This is a genomic window from Kitasatospora sp. NPDC057940 (genome assembly GCF_042887425.1).
GTDB lineage: Bacteria > Actinomycetota > Actinomycetes > Streptomycetales > Streptomycetaceae > Kitasatospora.
Map to the genome: position 1 here is coordinate 152852 of NZ_JBHVPH010000010.1, position 17828 is coordinate 170679.

The 17828-nt window shown below is 75.4% G+C and carries 15 protein-coding genes; 8 read left to right on the forward strand and 7 right to left on the reverse strand.

Features of this window, described 5'->3' with window-relative positions; all coding sequences use genetic code 11:
* Nucleotides 1–21 precede the first annotated feature (21 nt).
* Nucleotides 22–876, reverse strand: coding sequence for a hypothetical protein (locus tag ACFVTF_RS18250; protein WP_387814574.1), 855 nt, complete (start codon nt 874–876; stop codon nt 22–24).
* A gap of 202 nt (nt 877–1078) precedes the next feature.
* Between ACFVTF_RS18250 and ACFVTF_RS18255 the strand changes: the two genes are divergently transcribed.
* From ACFVTF_RS18255 to ACFVTF_RS18265, 3 genes are all read left to right on the forward strand, one after another.
* On the forward strand, nt 1079–1522 hold the full coding sequence (locus tag ACFVTF_RS18255; protein ID WP_371520811.1) for a pyridoxamine 5'-phosphate oxidase family protein: 444 nt from the start codon (nt 1079–1081) through the stop codon (nt 1520–1522).
* 125 nt (nt 1523–1647) lie between these two features.
* On the forward strand, nt 1648–2100 hold the full coding sequence (locus tag ACFVTF_RS18260; RefSeq protein WP_350875401.1) for a MaoC family dehydratase: 453 nt from the start codon (nt 1648–1650) through the stop codon (nt 2098–2100).
* Between the two features lie 358 nt (nt 2101–2458).
* Nucleotides 2459–3643 (forward strand): MBL fold metallo-hydrolase, encoded by a 1185-nt coding sequence (locus tag ACFVTF_RS18265; RefSeq protein WP_371522932.1) that lies wholly within the window; start codon nt 2459–2461, stop codon nt 3641–3643.
* A 34-nt stretch (nt 3644–3677) separates the two neighbouring features.
* Here ACFVTF_RS18265 and ACFVTF_RS18270 read toward each other — a convergent pair whose 3' ends face one another.
* The 3 genes from ACFVTF_RS18270 to ACFVTF_RS18280 all read right to left on the reverse strand — a co-directional run bounded on the left by ACFVTF_RS18270 (nt 3678) and on the right by ACFVTF_RS18280 (nt 8965).
* On the reverse strand, nt 3678–4622 hold the full coding sequence (locus tag ACFVTF_RS18270; protein WP_387814576.1) for a DUF389 domain-containing protein: 945 nt from the start codon (nt 4620–4622) through the stop codon (nt 3678–3680).
* A gap of 117 nt (nt 4623–4739) precedes the next feature.
* Entirely contained in the window at nt 4740–7511 is a 2772-nt protein-coding gene (locus ACFVTF_RS18275) for a DUF6493 family protein (protein WP_387814578.1), read from the reverse strand.
* Nucleotides 7508–8965 carry an SWIM zinc finger family protein gene (locus tag ACFVTF_RS18280; RefSeq protein WP_387814580.1) on the reverse strand — a complete coding sequence of 486 codons (1458 nt, stop codon included), beginning with the start codon at nt 8963–8965 and terminating at the stop codon, nt 7508–7510. Before ACFVTF_RS18280 ends, ACFVTF_RS18275 begins: the two co-directional genes overlap by 4 nt.
* 136 nt (nt 8966–9101) lie before the next feature.
* Here ACFVTF_RS18280 and ACFVTF_RS18285 point away from each other — a divergent pair, with 136 nt between their 5' ends.
* From ACFVTF_RS18285 to ACFVTF_RS18300, 4 genes are all read left to right on the forward strand, one after another.
* A complete protein-coding gene (locus ACFVTF_RS18285; protein WP_387814582.1) occupies nt 9102–10001 on the forward strand; it encodes an acyl-CoA thioesterase in 900 nt (299 codons plus the stop codon).
* 129 nt (nt 10002–10130) lie between these two features.
* Complete coding sequence (locus ACFVTF_RS18290) at nt 10131–10790, forward strand: TetR/AcrR family transcriptional regulator (RefSeq protein ID WP_350875391.1); 660 nt, start codon at nt 10131–10133, stop codon at nt 10788–10790.
* Between the two features lie 244 nt (nt 10791–11034).
* Complete coding sequence (locus ACFVTF_RS18295) at nt 11035–12678, forward strand: BCCT family transporter (RefSeq protein WP_371520796.1); 1644 nt, start codon at nt 11035–11037, stop codon at nt 12676–12678.
* Nucleotides 12679–12796: 118 nt separating this feature from the next.
* Nucleotides 12797–12982, forward strand: coding sequence for a hypothetical protein (locus tag ACFVTF_RS18300; RefSeq protein WP_371520793.1), 186 nt, complete (start codon nt 12797–12799; stop codon nt 12980–12982).
* 164 nt (nt 12983–13146) lie between these two features.
* On the opposite strand, the gene ACFVTF_RS18305 is transcribed toward ACFVTF_RS18300, so the two are convergent.
* Nucleotides 13147–14958, reverse strand: a complete 1812-nt coding sequence (locus ACFVTF_RS18305; protein WP_387814585.1) for a DUF2398 family protein — start codon at nt 14956–14958, stop codon at nt 13147–13149.
* 234 nt (nt 14959–15192) lie between these two features.
* On the opposite strand from ACFVTF_RS18305, the gene ACFVTF_RS18310 reads away from it, so the two are divergent.
* On the forward strand, nt 15193–16002 hold the full coding sequence (locus ACFVTF_RS18310) for a lysoplasmalogenase (RefSeq protein WP_387814587.1): 810 nt from the start codon (nt 15193–15195) through the stop codon (nt 16000–16002).
* 70 nt (nt 16003–16072) lie between these two features.
* Here ACFVTF_RS18310 and ACFVTF_RS18315 read toward each other — a convergent pair whose 3' ends face one another.
* Entirely contained in the window at nt 16073–16744 is a 672-nt protein-coding gene (locus ACFVTF_RS18315; RefSeq protein WP_387814589.1) for a hypothetical protein, read from the reverse strand.
* 154 nt (nt 16745–16898) lie between these two features.
* Complete coding sequence (locus tag ACFVTF_RS18320) at nt 16899–17702, reverse strand: exodeoxyribonuclease III (RefSeq protein WP_063350028.1); 804 nt, start codon at nt 17700–17702, stop codon at nt 16899–16901.
* Nucleotides 17703–17828: the final 126 nt, after the last annotated feature.

Consider the following 17828-nt stretch of genomic DNA (forward strand, 5'->3'; position numbering starts at 1 on the left):
AACACCTCAGGCCACCTGACCTTACGCGGAAGGCGGTTCCGTCGGGGCACTTTCCCGCCACAGAACGGCCAACAGTTCTTCGGAAAGCGACAATCCGGCCAATGCGCCCCGAACCGCGGCCCGATTGCGCATCAACAGGCGCCCGCCCTGCGGCGGAACGAGCAGGCGCGCGCCCGGCGCACCCGAACCACCCGGCGCTTCGCCCCCGTCGAGCAGCGCGGCGACGGACGGCTGGAGGTCCAGCGGGGCGACGGCGGCCGGGGCACCCGGGACGCCCTGCCGCAGCACGGTGGTCAGGGCGTGGCTGAACGAACCCTCACCACCCGGCAGCACGGCGTCCCGGCCGCGTCTGCCCGGGGTGTACCGGCCGACCCGGCCCCACAGCGGGACGCGCGGGTAGGCCAGCAGTTCGCCCGCGCCGTCCTCGCCGCCGCCGCGCTCCAGCGCCGCCCAGGTGTCCCGGTCGGCCACCGCGTCGACCAGCAGCAGGGCCTCCTCGTGGTCGCCGTGCACCATCGCGCTGACCACCCAGTCCCAGGCCAGGCCGCGCCGGTAGGCGTTGTCGGCGGTGCTGCCGCCGGTCACCAGGGCGAGCCGGCGCCCGCGCGGATCGACCGCCAACTGGCCGACCAGGCAGACCACCAGCCACCGGCCCGGGTGCTGGGCGGCCTCCCGGACGGCGGTGAGCATCGCGTTGGCGTCCGCGTCCGGCGCCACCTCGGTGACCCGGCAGCCGGCCGCGCCGACGTCGAACCACATCCCGGGCAGCACCCGCGCGAGCAGCCGGGCCCCGTCCGGCGCCAGCGCCGAGCCCCCGAAGCCCCGATCGGGCCCCCCGTTCGCCCCGATCACCACCAGGTCGACCCCGCCCGCCATCCGCACGCCCCCTCCCATGCCGGCCCCGGCGCACCCGGGGCCGCCCGCCGCGCCCGCCGCTGCCGTGGTGAGCAGGGGCGCGTACCGTACCGCCGCCGGGCAGGCTACCGCTCCGGGCGGCCGCCGACGGGGCTCCCGGCCCGTCCGCTCAGGGACCATGGGCCCTATCGGCACACGCGCCGACCGGAGGACGATCGGACGCATGGAGCGTGAGGACCGTGTGGAGACCCTGAGCGAGGCCGAGTGCCTGCGGCTGCTCAGCACCGTGCCCGTCGGGCGCGTGGTGTACACCGAGCACGCGCTGCCGGCCGTGCTACCGGTCTCCTTCGAGGTCCTGGACGGGCGGTTGGTGCTCGCCGTGCGCCGGGGAAGTGCCACCGCGCGCGGGCTTGACGGCACGGTGGTGGCCTTCCAGGCGGACCTGCTGGACCCGGTCACCCGGACGGGCTGGAGCGTGCTGGTCCACGGCCGGGCGGACGTGGTGCGCGAGCCCGAGCAGGTGCGGCGGGTGCTGCGCTCCGGCCTGCGGCCGTGGGTGGGGGACCCGGAGCCCATGTTCGTCGCGCTGGTGCCGGAACTGGTCAGCGGTCGGCGACTGTTCCCGACCGGGCAGGACGCGCCGGGGCGCGGGGCGCTGCGCTCCTGAGACACCCGCAGGCCGCCGCGCCCCCGGGTTCCGGGGTTCCGGGGTTCCCGGTTCCGCACCGCTGACAGATACCGGCGGGTACGCATACGCTTCCGGCGTCCTGACCCCTCCCCCAGGAGCGCACCGTGACGAGCTTCGCCTCCCTCGCCGATCTGACCGCCGCCGTCGGCACCGAACTGGGCACCAGCGAGTGGCACACCATCGGACAGCGGCAGATCGACCTGTTCGCCGAGGCGACCGGCGACCACCAGTGGATCCACGTGGACCCGGAGCGGGCCAAGGAGAGCCAGTTCGGCTCGACCATCGCGCACGGCTACCTGACCCAGTCGATGATCCCGGTGCTGGCGAAGGAGTGCTACGGCGTCGAGGGCGTGCGCATGGCGCTGAACTACGGTTCGGAGAAGGTGCGCTTCCCGGCGCCGGTGCCGGTGGGCACCGCGATCCGGGCCACCGCCGAACTGCTCTCGGCCACCGAGGTGCCGGGCGGGGTCCAGGCGCTGGTGCGGTTCACGATCACCAGCGCGGAGAGCGCCAAGCCGCACTGCGTCGCGGAGACGATCACCCGCTTCTACGCGTAGCGGCACCGGACGCTTCTAAGCGTGGCGGCACCGGGCGGTGGCCCTGGGCGGGCGGTGGGCGCGCGGCCGGGGCGGGGTACGCCGAATGGCCCGCGCGGGGCCGCTCACCAGGTCCGGACGGCCCATGACGAGTAATCTCCGACGAGATGGTTGTCGTATCGCAGTGGCCTCACCAGTCGCCCGGATACGCGCCCCGGCATGCCCGGTAGCCGTGACCGTCCTTGGAGGAGCCTTGCCCCGCCCCGCCCCCTGGTTCTCCCGCCTCGCCGGTCTGTCCTCGCAGTTCACCACCCCGCCGACCAGCAGCCCGACCACCAGCCCGGCCCTCGGCCCGACGGCGAACCGCACCGGGTCGGACCTGGCCCGACTGCCCCGCGCGGCCTGGCACCGGGTCCGGGCCGAGGCATTCGGGGCCGAGCCCCGGGGCGAACGGCTGGCCCGGATCCACCGCTCCCCGCAGTTCGCCGACGGCGCCTTCCGCAACCCGCTGCCCACCCGCCGCCTGGTCTACGAGCGCAGCCCGCTGGAGATCACCCGCGCCCAGCTGACCGGGGACAAGACCCGCCGGGCGCCGACCGCCGCCGTACCCGTGCACCGGCTGCTCCCGGTCGACCTCGCCCTGCCGCCGGACTCCGGACTGCGGCTCACCTGGCTCGGCCACGCCACCGTGCTCGCCGAGATCGGCGGGCGGCGGGTCCTGATCGACCCGGTGTGGGGCGAGCGCTGCTCGCCGTTCGCCTGGACGGGGCCCAAACGGCTGCACCCGATGCCGCTTCCGCTGTCCGAACTCGGGCCGGTGGACGTGGTGGTGATCTCCCACGACCACTACGACCACCTCGACATGGCCACCATCCGCGAGCTGATCGGGACGGCCGCGGTGTTCGCCGTCCCGCTCGGCGTCGGCGCGCACCTGGAGCGCTGGGGAGTACCGGCCCGGCGGATCGCCGAACTCGACTGGTGGGAGTCGGTCGAGGTCGCCGGGCTCACCCTCACCGCCACCCCGGCCCGGCACTACTGCAGCCGCGGCCCGCGCACCAGCGCGCTGTTCCTCTGGGCGTCCTGGGTGGTGGCCGGCGGCGGGCACCGGATCTTCCACAGCGGGGACACCGGCTACTTCCCGGGCTTCGCCGAGATCGGCCGCCGGCTCGGGCCGTTCGACGCGACGCTGATGCAGGTCGGCGCGTACAGCGACTTCTGGCCCGAGGTGCACATGACGCCCGAGGAGGGCGTCCGGGCGCACCTGGACCTCGGCGGCGATCTGCTGCTGCCGATCCACTGGTGCACCTTCAACCTGGCGACGCACCCCTGGGAGGAGCCCGCCGAACGGGTGGTCACGGCGGCGCAGGCGCTCGGCGCCCGGCTGGCGGTGCCCCGGCCCGGCAAGCCCTTCGAACCGGTCGACCCGCCCGCGCTGCGGCTGTGGTGGCGCGCGGTCGCGGCCACGCCCCGCGGCATCGAGCCACTGGTCGGGGACCGCAGGGCGGTGCCGGTCCGGGAGCGGGCGACGGATCTCAGCGAGCAGATTTCGAGATCCGTTCGCTGAAGCCCGTCATCCGTTCGCTGTCAGCCGCCCGCCGTCACTCCTCCGCCCCCGGCCGCCGGAGGCGGATCAGCGCCCAGGCCCGCTGCTGCACCAGCAGGGTCAGCACCCCGGCCAGCACGATCCCCAGCAGGTTCAGCAGCAACTGCACGCTGGAGCCCCAGAACTGGCGGAACTCCCCGTACCCGAGCGCGACGGTGGCGTTGGCGGCGGCGGGCACCGTGGTCACCGAGATCGCCACTCCGACCAGCATCCCGGCCTTCGAGGAGGTCAGCGAGAGCACGCCCGCGATGCCCGCCAGGAAGGCGACCACGAAGGACGTCGCGTCGGGCTGCCAGATGAACGAGGTGTTCGGCCGCGCGGCGGCGAACTTGGCCTCGCTGAACAGCCCGAGCCCGTCCATCAGCAGAGAGAACCCGACGGTCAGCGCCATCGCCACCGCGAAGCCGGTGACCAGCGCGTTCAGCGACCGCAGTGCCGGGCGCAGCCGCCGCTGGACCAGCGCCACGCACAGCCCGGCCAGCGGCCCGAACTCCGGCCCGACCGCCATCGCCCCGACGACCAGGACCGCGCTGTCCAGCACCGCGCCGCACGCGGCCAGCATGGTCGCCACGGTGAGGAAGGCCAGGAACACCCAGGTGAGGGTGGACTCCTCGTGCGTGATCTCGGAGACCGACTCCCAGACCAGCGCGTCGGCCCCCTCCCCCGGGGCCAGCCGCTCGGCCTCGTCGGCGGCCGCCGAGATGGTCAGCTCGATGTCGGAGACGTCGATCGCCCCGCGCTCGGGCAGGCCGGTCCCGCGCAGCGCCCCCAGGACCTCGTCCGCCGACTCGCGGGCGACGTCGCAGAGCACCACGTCCCCGGCGGGCCGTACGGCCGCGCCCGGCAGCACCACGACGTGCGTCACCCCGACCACGGCGTCCAGGCTGCTGAGCACGGGCTCCCGCAGGTCGGGCGGGACGATCAGGCGCAGGTGCAACACGAGCACTCCGGTGGGACGGGGCGGGCGAAAGTCCCGCCCACCCTAGGGCGTGTCGTCAAACCCCCGCCTGCGCGCCGTCACCCGGTGGTGCTCCCCGCCCTGTCGGCGGCCGCGGTGTCACCCCGCCAGGACGTCCCGCAGGGCGCGGGCCTCCTTGACCAGGCGGCTCGATCCGCCCTGCTCCGCCGTCGCCGTCACCTCGGCCACCGGCCCCCGGGCGCGGGTGCGCCGGGCGCAGTCCGCCGCGAGGGCGAGCAGGTCGCCGAGGCCCCGGGCGGGCGTGCCCTCGCCGCCCAGCAGGACCGGCAGCGCAGGCCCGAGCACCGACCAGACCGTGCCGTAGGCGCCCGTCCCGGCGGCCAGGGTGAGCGCCGCCGCGAGCCGGTTGAGCTTCACCGCGCCGCAGTCGACCAGCGCGCCGAGTTCGCGGCCGAGCTGCGCGCCGTCCAGGTCGCCGCGGGCGGCGAGCACCAGCAGGGCGTCGACGGCCGCCGTCCGGTCCTCGGTGTGCCGGGCGCCCAGGCCGTAGGCCAGCGCCAGGTGCAGAGCGAGCCCGGCCGGGCCGCCGGCCTCGGCGAGAGCGGGCAGCAGCCGGCCCGCGTCGCGCTCGTCCCGGTCGGCGCCGGCGGCGAAGTGGTCGAGCCACCGGGCCGCCAGTTCCTCCCGGTGCCAGGGGAGCATCGCGGCCCAGTGCGCCGTGGGCCGCCACGTCCAGTCGCCCACCTTGCGGGCCCGGGCCACGCTCGGCTCGGTGCCCTCCAGCAGCGCCCGGAACTCGGGGGCGAGCCGCTCGCCGTCCGGGCCCTTCGGGCCGGCCCCGATGCCGGGCTGGGCGACGGCCACCCGCCGGACGTCCTCCCACCAGCGGTCCGCGTACTGGTGGCCGTGCTTCGAGCCCCGGCCGGGGGCGAACAGCACCCGCTCGGACGGCTGGTCGGGCAGGCCGCCGGCGCGCAGCCACTGGGCGGCCCACCGCCCGGACGGCGAGGTGAGCGCGTCGGCGGCGCGCAGGACCCCGGCGTCGGCGCGGGGGCCGACCCGTAGCAGGGCCGCGCACAGGTCGGCCCGGCCGGGGGTGATGCCCGCCGCCTGGTACCCGGCGAGGCGTTCGACCAGCGTGCCGGGGTCGAGCGCCCCGGTGGTGTCGGTCGGGATGGCCAGCAGGTAGGGCGGCCGGTCGTCGGTCACCTGCCAGGCGGCCTCCTCCAGCCGGGCGGCGAGGGCGGTGCCCTGCGCGGTGTTGTTCTGGCCGCGCAGCGGGGAGCGCTTCTTCTTGCCGCTGAGGAAGTCCCAGGCCCGGTGCGACGGCGTCTCACCCGCCACCGCGGCCACGACGTGGAGGACGTCCCGGGGCGAGCAGTCGCGCCAGCGGTCGACGCCTCTCCACGGGTGGACCCGCCGGACCGGCTCCAGCGCCTCGGCGAGCGCCGCCCGGTCCTGGTGGGCCTGGCGGACCAGGCCGTCCAGCACGCGCTCGAAGACCGCCGGCTCCGGCTCGTCGGCGGCGAGCAGGGCGGACAGCTCTTGCGCGAGTTCGGCCGCCGAGGCGATCGGCGGGCCGAGCGGGAGGGGCTGGGGGGCGGGCGGGAGGAGTTCGTTCCACCCGGTGTCCGGGTCGTCGTCGCCGTCGCCACCGACCGGTGCGCCGAACAGTTCTCCGGCGCGCTGATGGTGGGCGGGGTTCAACGCCTCGGCAGCGAGGCGCAGTTCGGGCAGGACGGCCTCCCCGGCCGCGCGCAGGTGCCGGGCCACCACGTTCAGCGCCCGCTCCTGGACGGCCTGGTCCGGGTGCCCGAAGGCCTCGGCGGCGGCGAGCACCACCGGCCCGGACCGCCCGGGCTCGCGCCGGGCCGCCCGCTCCAGCCAGCCGAGTTGGGCGCGGACGAGCTTCTTCTCGGTCCGGAACAGCACCACCGCGGAGGACTCGACCAGCACCTCGGGCTCGATCAGCCCGGCCTCGTCCAACCCGGCGAGCACCTCCTGGGCGTGCCCGGCGACCACCGACAGCCCGTCCAGCAGTGGCAGCACGTCCCGTACCCGGGCCGCGTACTCCTGCTGCGTCGGGGCGAGGGCGCACAGCACGTCCAGGAAGAAGCGCTGGTCCGCCGGCTTGCCGCCGCGCAGCAGCCGGGCCAGGCAGCGGTCGATCAGGTCGGCCCGGTCCAGGTCTCCGGCAGCGGCGAGGTCGGCGATCGCCTCCGTCCAGGCGTCCCCGCGGCGTCCGCTGAACCGCCAGGACAACGGCACGCCGACGTCGGCGAGTTCGAACACCCGGGGCAGCAGCACCGGGGTGAACACGTCGGCCCGCAGCAGTGCGAGCAGGGTGGGCTGCGGGCCACTGGCCAGGCGCTTGCGGTCCATCCACTCGCGGACGAAGGGCTCGCTCTGCGGCACCGCGCAGCCGGTGCGGTGCACCACGTCCTCGATCACCGAGTACAGCGACCAACCCCAGCGCGGCACCTGACGGTCGGCGAGCCGGGTGGCCACCTCGATCTGCCACTCCACCGGCTGCGCCGCGACGAGTTGGGCCAACGCGGGGTGCTTGGCCCACTCCCGCACGGTGAAGTCGCGGCCGCCGAGCCAGGTGGCGGCGCCGGCCGGGCCGGTGTGGCAGCCGGCACCGGCCAGCATCAGGGCACCCTTGCTGCGGATCGACTCCTTCGACCAGTCGTCGCGCAGTTCCTTGCGCAGCGCCTTCAGCGCGGGCAGGCAGTCCCGGCGCTGCGCCTGGTCCAGCGCGGCGACCAGCGCCGGTATCTGCGGGATCCGCCCGCCCCGGACGGCGGCGAGCAGGTCCTCGACCGCCGCCCCGCCCCGCGCCGCCTCCGGCATCGGCGCCGCCTCCGCTCCGCCCAGCACCGTTTCCGACCTCCGTGCCACCGCGCTCACGCCTGGACCCCCTTCTCCGTCGTCGGAACCGCCACAACCCCCGGAACCACCGGAAGCGTCGAAAGCGCCGGAACCGTCGGAACCTGCTCCCCGGCCACCCGCCGGCCCGCCTCCCGCACCATCGCGACCGCCAGCGCGTGCTTGCACGGACCGCGCCCGCCGCGGTACTTGGCCCACCAGAGGCAGGTGCAGCCGAGGCGCCCCGCCTCGTCCGTACGCACCCGCTGGATGTGGTCGTCCACCGTGACGACGGCCGTCGTGCCGCCCGGCTCCAGCCGCACCGCGCCGGCCGCGACCAGGGCCCGGGCGGCGCGCAGCCGCGGGTTGGCGGCCTCGGCCCGCCCGGCGTCGTACGGGAGCTGGCGGTGGAAGTAGGCGGCCTCGGCGGTGTCGTAGCCGATCTGCCCGGCGGTGCCGAGCCGGGTGAGCGCGGCGCGGACCCGGTCGTGGCTGAGCCCGGACTGCTCGGCGAGGTCGGCGACCTCGATCCGCGGTTCCCAGGCGAGCAGCACCGCGACGAGGTCGGCGTCCTGCTCGGCGGTGCCGGTGGCGAGCGCGCCGAGCACCCCGCCCTCGCCGGAGAAGCCCCGGGAGGCGTCGGGCGAGAGGGTCAGGGTGAGCCGCATGCCGGGCAGGACCACCTCCCACGCCGAGGCGGCCGGGCCGGTGGCGGCGACCGGGCCGTACACCCGCAGGGCGAGCGCGTGCCGCAGCACCCGCTGGAGCGCCACCAGTCGGTCGGGCCCGGGCAGGCAGACCGCGCCGGGCACCGGCCGGGTGGTGGGCCGCAGCGTCCGCCCGGCCGGGACGACCCAGGCAGTGCTGGTACGGCCGCCGCGCGGCAGCGAGCGCAGGAAGCGGACCGCCTCGGCGGCGGGCAGTTCGGCGCGCAGGTCGAAGCCGGCGGCGACGACCTGGGTCTCGGCGAAGCCGCGCAGCCAGCGCTGCGGCAGCGGCACCTTCTTCTCGACCAGCGGCCCGTCGAAGCTGGTGACCTCCAGCGCGTCCGGCCCGACCGCGAGGTGCAGCGGGTCGGTCGGGCCGATCCTGCTCAGGGCCTCCCGCAGCGGGTTGTTGACGTCCACGTTGGTGGTGCCGTGGCCGATCTCGTCGCCGTCGAGGCCGGCCTGGAGCACGTCGAGCCGGGCGTAGACGCCGCAGCAGCCGGAGAACGACTCGAAGCGCAGCCGGTCCCCGTTGGCGGTGACCACCGGGTCGAGCGAGGCGCGCAGCTGCGGCTGGTAGTACCGCGCGGCGGCGACGTCCGCGACCGCGAGCAGCGCGGCGGCGGCCGGCGCCGGGTCGGCCAGGAAGCCCGCGAAGAAGCGCGGGTTGGCCGCCTCCCCGAGCGGGGTGGCGCCGCCGGAGGTGGCCAGGTCGAGGCGCCGGCCGTCGGCGCCGTCGAGGACGGCGGACGGGCGCAGATAGGCGTACGCGTGTGCGGATTGCGTCATGCCGAACACGCTAGGTGAGGGCACTGACAATCCGTCGGATCGCGACCGCACTGGAACAGGTTCTACCCGGTGTCGGAGTCCCCGGGCGTTACCCAGGTCACACCGCGACGCGGCGGAATTCTGCCACTATGGGCCCGTGACCGACCTGACCGAACAGGAAATCCGGGCCGACCGCCCGACCGGCGCGTTCGCCGGACTGCTGGAGCTGGAACGACTGGACGAGAACACGTTCCGGGGCCGCTGCCACGCCGGGGCGCCGATGCGCGCCTTCGGCGGACAGGTCGCCGCGCAGGCGCTCACCGCCGCCGGCCGCACCTGCGAGGGCCCGCGCGCGGTGCACTCGCTGCACGGCTACTTCCTGCTCCCCGGAGACCCGTCCCAGCCGATCCACTACGAGGTCGAACGGGTCCGCGAGGGCGTCTCCTACACCACCCGCCGGGTGACGGCGGTGCAGAACCAGAACGCGATCTTCACCCTCTCCGCCTCCTTCAAGCGCCCCGAGACCGCCACCGACCGCCACCGCACGATGCCGCCGCTGCCCGGGCCGGAGACCCTGCCGGACGCCTTCTCGCTCTGGGACCCGGCCCTGCGCGCGGCGATCACCGGCACCGGCGGCTTCCGCGACCTCGAACTGCGCTTCGTCCCGCCGGACGCGCCGGGCGTGCCGGCGTCCGTGCCGGGGATGCCGCAGCAGTTCGTCTGGCTGCGCATCGCCTCCCCGCTGCCCGAGGGCGACCCGCTCCTGCACGTCTGCGCGCTCACCTACCTCTCCGACCTCACGCTGGCCTCCACCGCCGGGCTGCACGAGCAGCCGAACTTCTTCCAGCGCACCGAGCCGCCCCGGCTGCTGATCGCCTCGCTCGACCACGCGATGTGGTTCCACCGCCCGTTCCGGGCCGACGAGTGGCTGCTGTTCGCCCAGCGCAGCCCGTCCTCCTCGGACGGCCGGGGGCTGTCGCTCGGCGAGTTCTACGACCGGGACGGTCGGCTGGTCGCCTCCGCCGTGCAGGAGTCGCTGATCCGCCGACTGCGCTGACCCGGCGCGGGACGGGACGGGACGAAGCGGTCACCGCCCCCGGCCCCGGCGACGGTGACCGCACGGCGAACGCAAGGGGGCCGGTCGGCGTCATACTCCTGAGCGGCCCCGGCCCGTATCATGGTGCGGGTGACCAAGGTTGACCTGTCACCACGGCCGGTGGAGGCGATGTCTCCGCGCCAGCTCGAACGCCGCGGAAGCCTGATCGCGGCCGCGCTCGCCCTGGTGAACGAGATCGGCGTCGAACGGCTGCAGATGAAACAGGTCTGCGAGCGGTCCGGAGTCGCCCTGGGGACGGCGTACCGCTACTTCTCCTCCAAGGACCACCTCCTGGCCGCGGCGATCGCCGAGTGGCACCGCCTGCTGCTGGCCGACCTGGTGGCGGAGCTGCGCGGCCCGCGCGCCGGGCTGGGGGCCACCGACCGGGCGGTCCGCTTCGTCCGCGGCGGGATGCGGGCCTACCAGCGCCAGCCCGAGCTGGCCCGGCTGCGGGTGGCCGTCGCCGCCTCCACCGATCCGTTCGCCAGCGAGACCCTGCAGGGCATGGCCCGGGCCGACAGCACCGCCCTCCAGGCGGTGACGACCGAGGTGCCGGCCGCCGCCAGCGACCTGGTGCGGCACATCGTCGCCCACGCCTGGCAGGGCGAGCTGACCGCCTGGGTGACCGGACGCACCACTCTCGGCGACGCCCGCCGGCGACTGGAGGACGTGGTGCGGCTGGTGCTGAACCCGTACGAGACGCCCTACCCGGCGCCTTACGAGGTCCCGTCCGGCGCCCACCGGCCCTGACCCGTCCGACGCGACAGCCGGCTCAACTCCCCGGTGCCGGACGGCTTCCGCCCGTGGTTGCGGCTCGCCGCGCACGCCCCGGCCCGTGAGCACCCGGCCTGACGGGACGTAAGTCCCCTCCCTCCGCCTCCCCGGCGCGCCCTCCCGCCCCTCGCGGCACGAACTGGACATAGTGCGACATGCAGCTTTAATCCGCCGATGTCGCCGAAGCCCCCGTCCGCCCCGAGGCAGGAGAGTCCACCCGATGAGCAGCCAGCCGCCGCAGCCCGACCAACACGCGGAGGAGCCCGACGAACCCGCCGCGACCCTGCCCGTCGACCGGGCGGTGTTCGGGATCAGCGCCGCCCTGGTGCTGGCCGTGGTCGCCTGGGGCGTCTTCGCCGAGGACTCGCTCGGCCGGACCTCCAGTGCCGCGCTCGGCTGGGTTCTGCACAACTTCGGCTGGCTGTTCGTGGTGGCCGCCGACGTCTTCCTCGTCCTCACCGTGCTGCTCGCCTTCAGCCGCTTCGGCCGCATCCGGCTCGGCCGCGACGACGACGAACCCGAGTTCTCCACCCTCGCCTGGGTCGCCATGATGTTCAGCGCCGGCATGGGCATCGGCCTGATGTTCTACGGCGTCGGCGAGCCGCTCCAGCTGTTCGCCACCCCGCAGCCCGGCTCCGGCCTGGAACCGCAGAGCGCGGCCGCCGCCCAGCAGGCCCTGGAGTTCTCGCTGTTCCACTGGACGCTGCACCCGTGGGCGATCTACGCCGTCGGCGGCCTCGCCCTCGCCTACACCACCTTCCGCAAGGGCCGCGGCAACCGCATCTCCGCCGCCTTCGTCCCGCTCATCGGCCAGCGCGGCGCCGACGGCTGGCCCGGGCGCGCGATCGACCTGCTGGCAGTCTTCGCCACCGTCTTCGGCTCCGCCACCAGCCTCGGCCTCGGCGCGCTCCAGGTCGCCGACGGCCTCGGCTACATCACCTCCGTGCGCAACACCCAGAACGCCCAGCTGATCATCATCGGCTCGCTGACCGCCGCCTTCGTGCTCTCCGCCTTCTCCGGCGTCCACAAGGGCGTCAAGTGGCTCTCCACCGCGAACGTCGTCCTGGCCTCGCTGATCATGCTCTTCGTCTTCGTGTTCGGCCCGACGGTGTTCGCGCTGGACGCGATCCCCTCCACCGTCGGCGGCTACCTCTCCGACCTGCTCGGCATGTCCACCCAGACCGGGGCCTTCACCGACGAGAGCTGGCTCGGCTCCTGGACGATCTTCTACTGGGCCTGGTGGCTCTCCTGGGCCCCCTTCGTCGGCACCTTCATCGCCCGTATCTCCCGCGGCCGCACCATCCGGCAGTTCCTGATCGGCGTCCTGCTGGTACCCAGCGGGGCCACCGTGATCTGGTTCTGCGTGATGGGCGGCACCGCGATCCGGCTGGTCTCCACCGGAGCGGCCGACCTGGTCGCGACCATCCCGAAGGGCGCGGAGGCCTCGCTGTTCGAGATGCTGCGCTCGCTGCCGCTCGGCTCCGCCACCAGCGTCGTCGCCGTGCTGCTGGTGATGACCTTCTTCATCACCAGCGCCGACTCCGCCTCCCTCGTCCTCGGCTCGCTCTCCAGCCGCGGCTCGCTGCACCCGCGCACCTGGCTCGTGGTCGTCTGGGGCGTGCTGATGGGCGGGGTCGCCGCCGCCCTGCTGCTGGCCGGCGGGCTCACCGCGCTGCAGAACGCGACGATCCTGGTCGCGCTGCCGTTCGTGGCCGTGATGCTGCTGCTCTGCGTGTCCCTGGTGAAGGAGCTCCGCGAGGACCCGGCCGCCGGCCCGTCCCGCCTGCACCCCGTGCACGGCCTGCGCGACGCCGTCCGGGTCGCCGTCGGCGAGGCCCTCGCCGAACGCACACCACGCCGCTGACCAGCGCGTACGCCCCACCCGTGCAGGTGGGGCGTACGCGGCCAACCGACGCCCAACCCCCGCCCGGACTTCACCCGCGCGTACCGACCGTTCACACCACCCTGGGACCCTCCCTGTCATGAACGCCAGCCCTCAGGCGCCCTACCAGGAACCGCGCTTCCCGCTCCCCCGGCGCCACCGCCGGCTCCTCGCCGCCACCGCCGTCCTCGCCTCCATCGCCCTCGGCACCTTCGGCGTCGGCGCCACCGTCGAGACCGTCCAGCACGACACCGTCGCCGCCACCACGGCCACGGCGAGAAAGTGACCCGCGAGAAAGCGACCGGCGAGAAAGCGACCGACTGACCGTCCGATCCGCCCCTTCAGCACCGCCGTCCGCCCCCGGACGCGGTGCTTCCGCCTTTCCGGCGACGGCGGAGCGACGAGGCGAGACGGCGAGGCACGACGGCGGAGCCGGGCGGCGGACCGGCCTCAGGCGTGCCGCTGCTCCCGGGCCCCGGCCGGCGCGGGGCGGGAGTGGCGGCCGGTGCCGGGGACGGGGTGGAAGTCCGGGGCGGGGGCGTAGCGGGCGGCGGGCGGGCGCAGGAGCCAGCCCGGGGGGCGGCTGCCGCGGGGGGTGGGGGTGATCAGGCCGAGGTTGTGGAGCAGGTCGAGGGCGTCGCGGCGCAGCGCGGTGCGGTCGGCGAGGTAGTCGCGGCGCCAGCGGGCCGGGAGGCCGTACTCGTCGGCGATGTCGCCGAGGAGGCCGTCTATCAGCGCGTCGGGGATCGGGACGTCGCCGCCGGTGGTGGTCTCGCCGGGCAGCGGGCGGACTTCCTCCACCAGGCGTTCGAGCAGCAGCAGGGCGGCCTGCGGCAGGGGGCCGGCGCCGGGGAAGACGAGGTCGGTGAGCTCGTCGGCCGGGTCGAGCAGGGCGACACCCTCGGTCCGCAGCTCGGTCTCCAGGCCGAGGAAGTCGGCGAGCGCGGCCGGGCCGCTCAGCCGGTGCTCGTGCAACCAGGCGCGCCGGTCCTCGGGGAGGTCGGCGTCGAGGACGGCGGGGGTCTCGGCGAGCAGACGGCGCACGGCGGTGGCGGGTTCGGCGTCGGCGGCGCGGCGGATCAGGTCGGCGGCGTCGTCGGCGAGGGCGGGCGGGCCGACCGGGACGGCGCGGGCGAGTTCGCGGTCGACGGTCAGTACGGCGGCCCGGGCGGCGGGGTCGGCCGGGCCGGCCCCGCCGGCCGGCAGGTCGCCGAGGACCTGCCAGTCGGCGAGCGCGGCGAGGGCCATCGCACGGTCGGCCGGGCCGGCGGCGAGGCCCGGCGCCACGGCGCGCATGGCGTCCAGCAGCCGCCCGTACGGCAGTTGCTCGGGGGCGTCGACCAACAGGGCGAGAGCGAGGGCGAGTTGGGCGTAACCGGCGGGGGTGAACGGGGCACCGGTCGCGGGGTGTTCGAGGCGGCGGGCGGCGCCGGGGCCGAGACCGGCCTTGCAGAGCCGGGCGTGCCAGGGGCCGACGACGAGCCGGTAGCCGAGCAGGGCGTCGAAGCGTTCGACGAGCCAGTCGCGGTGACGGCGGATCAGCGGGAAGCCGTCGGCGTGCGGGCCGGAGGCGGTGACCAACGGGTGGGCGAGCAGCAGCCGGGCGGCGATCCGGCGTTCGGCGGCGGGCAGGTCGACGGCGGGAAGGGGCGAGGCGGAGACGTCCGCGACGGGCGGGGCCGGGGCCGGTATCGGAAGGTCCTGGCCGGAACGGTCCTGCGCGCCCGGCACCGGGCGGGTGCGCTCGGGCTTGCGGTGCCTGCCGGGCCTGCCCGGCTTGGCACCTGACCGGACGACGGGCAGCGCGGAGGCGTCCCGCCGGGCGCGGCGCAGACCGCCGACGGGGCGGGGCTCCCGGGAGCGCAGGGCGGCGGTGGCGTGCGCGGTGGGGCCGTGCCACCAGCTGACGTCGGCGTCGGGCGCCGCTTCGGCGGGGGCGCCGAGATGGCGGGCCGGGTAGAGGCCGAAGGAGGCGGCGCACAGGTCGTCGGCGGTGCCGGGGGTGGCGGCGGCGAACCAGTGGGCGAGCCGGAGCAGGCCCGGGTCGGGCGAGAGCACGGAGGCGGCGCCCGGCTCGGGCGCGGGCCTGGTCGGCGCGGCGTCAGCACGGGGGCCGGACACGGCTTCGGGCGCCGGCCCGGCCGCGGGTTCGCGTACGGCGAGGAGGGCGTCGGTGGGCCTCCGCCCCGTCCCGCCCGTGCGCCCGTCCGGCCTGCCGGTGGCCACCCGGGTGGCGCCGACCGCGTACTCCTGCTGCTCCATGTCGGGGACCAGACTAGACGGTGGCCGGGTCACCCGGTGGCAGCAACCGGCCGTGCGCCGAAGTGACCGGCCGCCCTCCGCTACGCCACCCGCCGGCCCGCACCCGCCGCCGCGCCGTCACCCGCCCCGCACCACCCGGGTTACGCACCGGTAACCCGCTCTTCCGCCGCACCGGCGGGTCGCTTAGGGTTCGTCCCACTCCCCCACCGCCCGACCCCGGAGGTCAGCAGCCGCATGAGCATCCGTACGACCACCCGTGCCGTCCTCGGCGGCCGCCTGCGCTCGGCCGCCGGCCTGCTCGGCGGCTTCGCGGCCGCCTCGGCGACGCACCTGGGCGCGATCGCCTCCGGCGCGTCCGTGCTGCAGAACGCCACCAAGCCGGCCCTGATGCCGCTGCTGGCCGCGCACAGCGTCGCCGCGGCCGCCACCGCCGGGCGGCGGGCGCCGAAGCCGCTGGCCCCGGCACTGCTGCTGAGCGCGGGCGGGGACGTGCTGCTCCAGCTGAAGAACGACACCGCTTTCCTTGCCGGGATGGGCTCGTTCGCGGCGGCGCACGTCTGCTACGTGACGATGTTCGTCCGGCGCGGGGCGCTGACCGACCGTCGGCGGGCCCTGGTGGTGGCGGCCGCGTACGCAACCGCCTGGGCGGCCATGGTCGGGCAGCTCTGGCCGGACCTCGGGGACCTGCGGATCCCGGTGGCCGGCTACAGCCTGCTGCTCGCCTCCACGGCCGTCACCTCGGCCGGGCTGGGCTGGCGGACCGGGCTGGGCGGGGCGCTGTTCCTGCTGTCCGACACGCTGATCGCCACCCAGCTGGCGAAGTGGCGGGAACTGCCGGGGCACCAGTTCTGGATCATGGCGACGTACGTCCTGGCCCAGTACCTGCTGGCCAGCGGCACCCTCCGGCACGGGCACGGGCACGGGCACGAGCACGAGCACGAGCACGGGCACCGTGAGCTCGAACCCGGGCACGAGAACAAGCACGGGAAGGGAACCGGGCACGGGCCTCAGCAGCAGCGGAACCCCGCACCGCAGGCCGGCTGACACGCCTGTGCGCCGCCGGCCCGGTCAGGGTCCGACGGCGCGCGGGAAAGGCAAAAAGGCGCGGTGCCCATCAGGCACCGCGCCGCCGCAGCAGCCAGAATCCTCCGACTCCGCCCGCCACCAGGGCCAGGCCCCCGGCCAGCTCCGCCGGATCGGCCGCGACAGAACCGCCGAGGCCGGTGTTCACGGCGCCGTGCGGGGCGACCTGCTGGCCGCCGGCGCCGGACTGGCCGAGCGAGCCCGCCCACTCGCCGGCCGCCTTGCCCCAGTCACCGAGGCCTTTCTCGGGACCCTTCTCGGCGCCTTTCTCGGGCCCTTTCTCAGGGCCTTTCTCAGGGCCCTTGTCGGAGCCCTTGTCGGAGCCCCTGTCGGAGCCGGCGACCGGGACGCCGGCGACCGCGACCTTGGTGGAGAACGCCCCGCCGTCCGGGCAGGTGCCGTCGATCTTGTTGTCCCCGGAGTGCTGGCCGGCCAGTCGGGCCGTGCCGCTGTGCTTGCCGTCGGAGCCCAGGGTGAGGGTGGCCGGACCGCCCTCGAACGCGGCGGAGTGGGCGGTGATGGTCTTGGCGTCGGGCTTGTCCGACTTCTCACAGGAGACCGTGAGCTTCACGGTCTGGCCCGGTGCGGCCTGGGACGGGCTGACCGAGGCCGAGCCGTCCCTGGCGGATGCGAGGGGGGCCGTCAGGCCGGTCAGCACCGTCGCGCCGATCAGGGCGGCGGCGGCCGTACGCAAGGGGCGCATGCCGGAACCTCCGGGATTCTCGGGCGCAGCCGGGGGGACTCCGATGTCCACGTGGTCGAACAACTGCACCCGGTTATGCCCGACGGTAGGCAGCCCGCCCGGCCCCGGCCACCGGTCGGGACCGTTCGGGTTACCACCCCTCACCCAGGGTGATTCACAGGTCGAGGTCCACCACGACCGGCGCGTGGTCCGAGGTGCCCTTGCCCTTGCGGGCCTCGCGGTCCACATAGCTGTCGGTGACGGCGTCCACGAAGGGCTTGTTGGCGTAGGTGAGGTCGATCCGCATGCCCCGGTTCTTGGGGAACGCCAGCTGGCGGTAGTCCCAGTAGGTGTAGGGGCGGTCGTACTTGAGCGGGCGCGGCACCACGTCGTGCAGGCCCACCTCGCCGAGGGCCTCCAGCGCGGCCCGCTCGGCGGGGGTGACGTGGGTGAGGCCCTCGAAGGCGGCGACGTCGTAGACGTCCTCGTCGGCGGGGGCGATGTTGAAGTCCCCGAGGACGGCGAACGGGCGGGGCCCGGCGGCGTCCTCGGTGGCGGCCGTGCGCAGCGCCTGCAGCCACTCCAGCTTGTAGCGGTAGTGGGCGTGGTCGACCTCGCGGCCGTTGGGCACGTAGACCGACCAGACCCGGACCGGGCCGCAGGTGGCGGCGACGGCGCGCGGCTCGACGTCGGGCAGCAGGGCGCCGTCGGCGAGGTAGCCGGGCTGGCCGGGCAGGTCGCGCACGACGTCGTCCAGGCCGAGCCGGGAGACGATCGCGACGCCGTTCCACCGGCCGGTGCCGTGGGCCGCGGTCTCGTACCCGAGGGCGCGCACCTCCTCGTACGGGAAGGCGTCGGCCGCGCACTTGAGCTCCTGGAGGCAGAGCACGTCGGGCTTGGCGCTCTCCAGCCACTCCAGGAGCTTGGGCAGCCGCGCGGTGACGGAGTTGATGTTCCAGGTGGCGATGCGGACGGTCACGGCGGGCGGCCTTCCCGGTGGTTCGGTACGGACGGGTGCTTCGGTACGGACGGGTGGTTCGGTCAAGACGAGGGGTGGGCACCCCCCGAGGGGACGCCCACCCCGAACATACCGCCCGGCACCGAC

Bases quoted from the DNA above. Each gene is read 5' to 3' on its own strand.
- ACFVTF_RS18250 (WP_387814574.1), bottom strand. From the start codon at position 876: ATGGCGGGCGGGGTCGACCTGGTGGTGATCGGGGCGAACGGGGGGCCC.
- ACFVTF_RS18255 (WP_371520811.1), top strand. From the start codon at position 1,079: ATGGAGCGTGAGGACCGTGTGGAGACCCTGAGCGAGGCCGAGTGCCTG.
- ACFVTF_RS18280 (WP_387814580.1), bottom strand. From the start codon at position 8,965: ATGACGCAATCCGCACACGCGTACGCCTATCTGCGCCCGTCCGCCGTC.
- ACFVTF_RS18295 (WP_371520796.1), top strand. From the start codon at position 11,035: ATGAGCAGCCAGCCGCCGCAGCCCGACCAACACGCGGAGGAGCCCGAC.
- ACFVTF_RS18300 (WP_371520793.1), top strand. From the start codon at position 12,797: ATGAACGCCAGCCCTCAGGCGCCCTACCAGGAACCGCGCTTCCCGCTC.
- ACFVTF_RS18305 (WP_387814585.1), bottom strand. From the start codon at position 14,958: ATGGAGCAGCAGGAGTACGCGGTCGGCGCCACCCGGGTGGCCACCGGC.
- ACFVTF_RS18310 (WP_387814587.1), top strand. From the start codon at position 15,193: ATGAGCATCCGTACGACCACCCGTGCCGTCCTCGGCGGCCGCCTGCGC.
- ACFVTF_RS18315 (WP_387814589.1), bottom strand. From the start codon at position 16,744: ATGCGCCCCTTGCGTACGGCCGCCGCCGCCCTGATCGGCGCGACGGTG.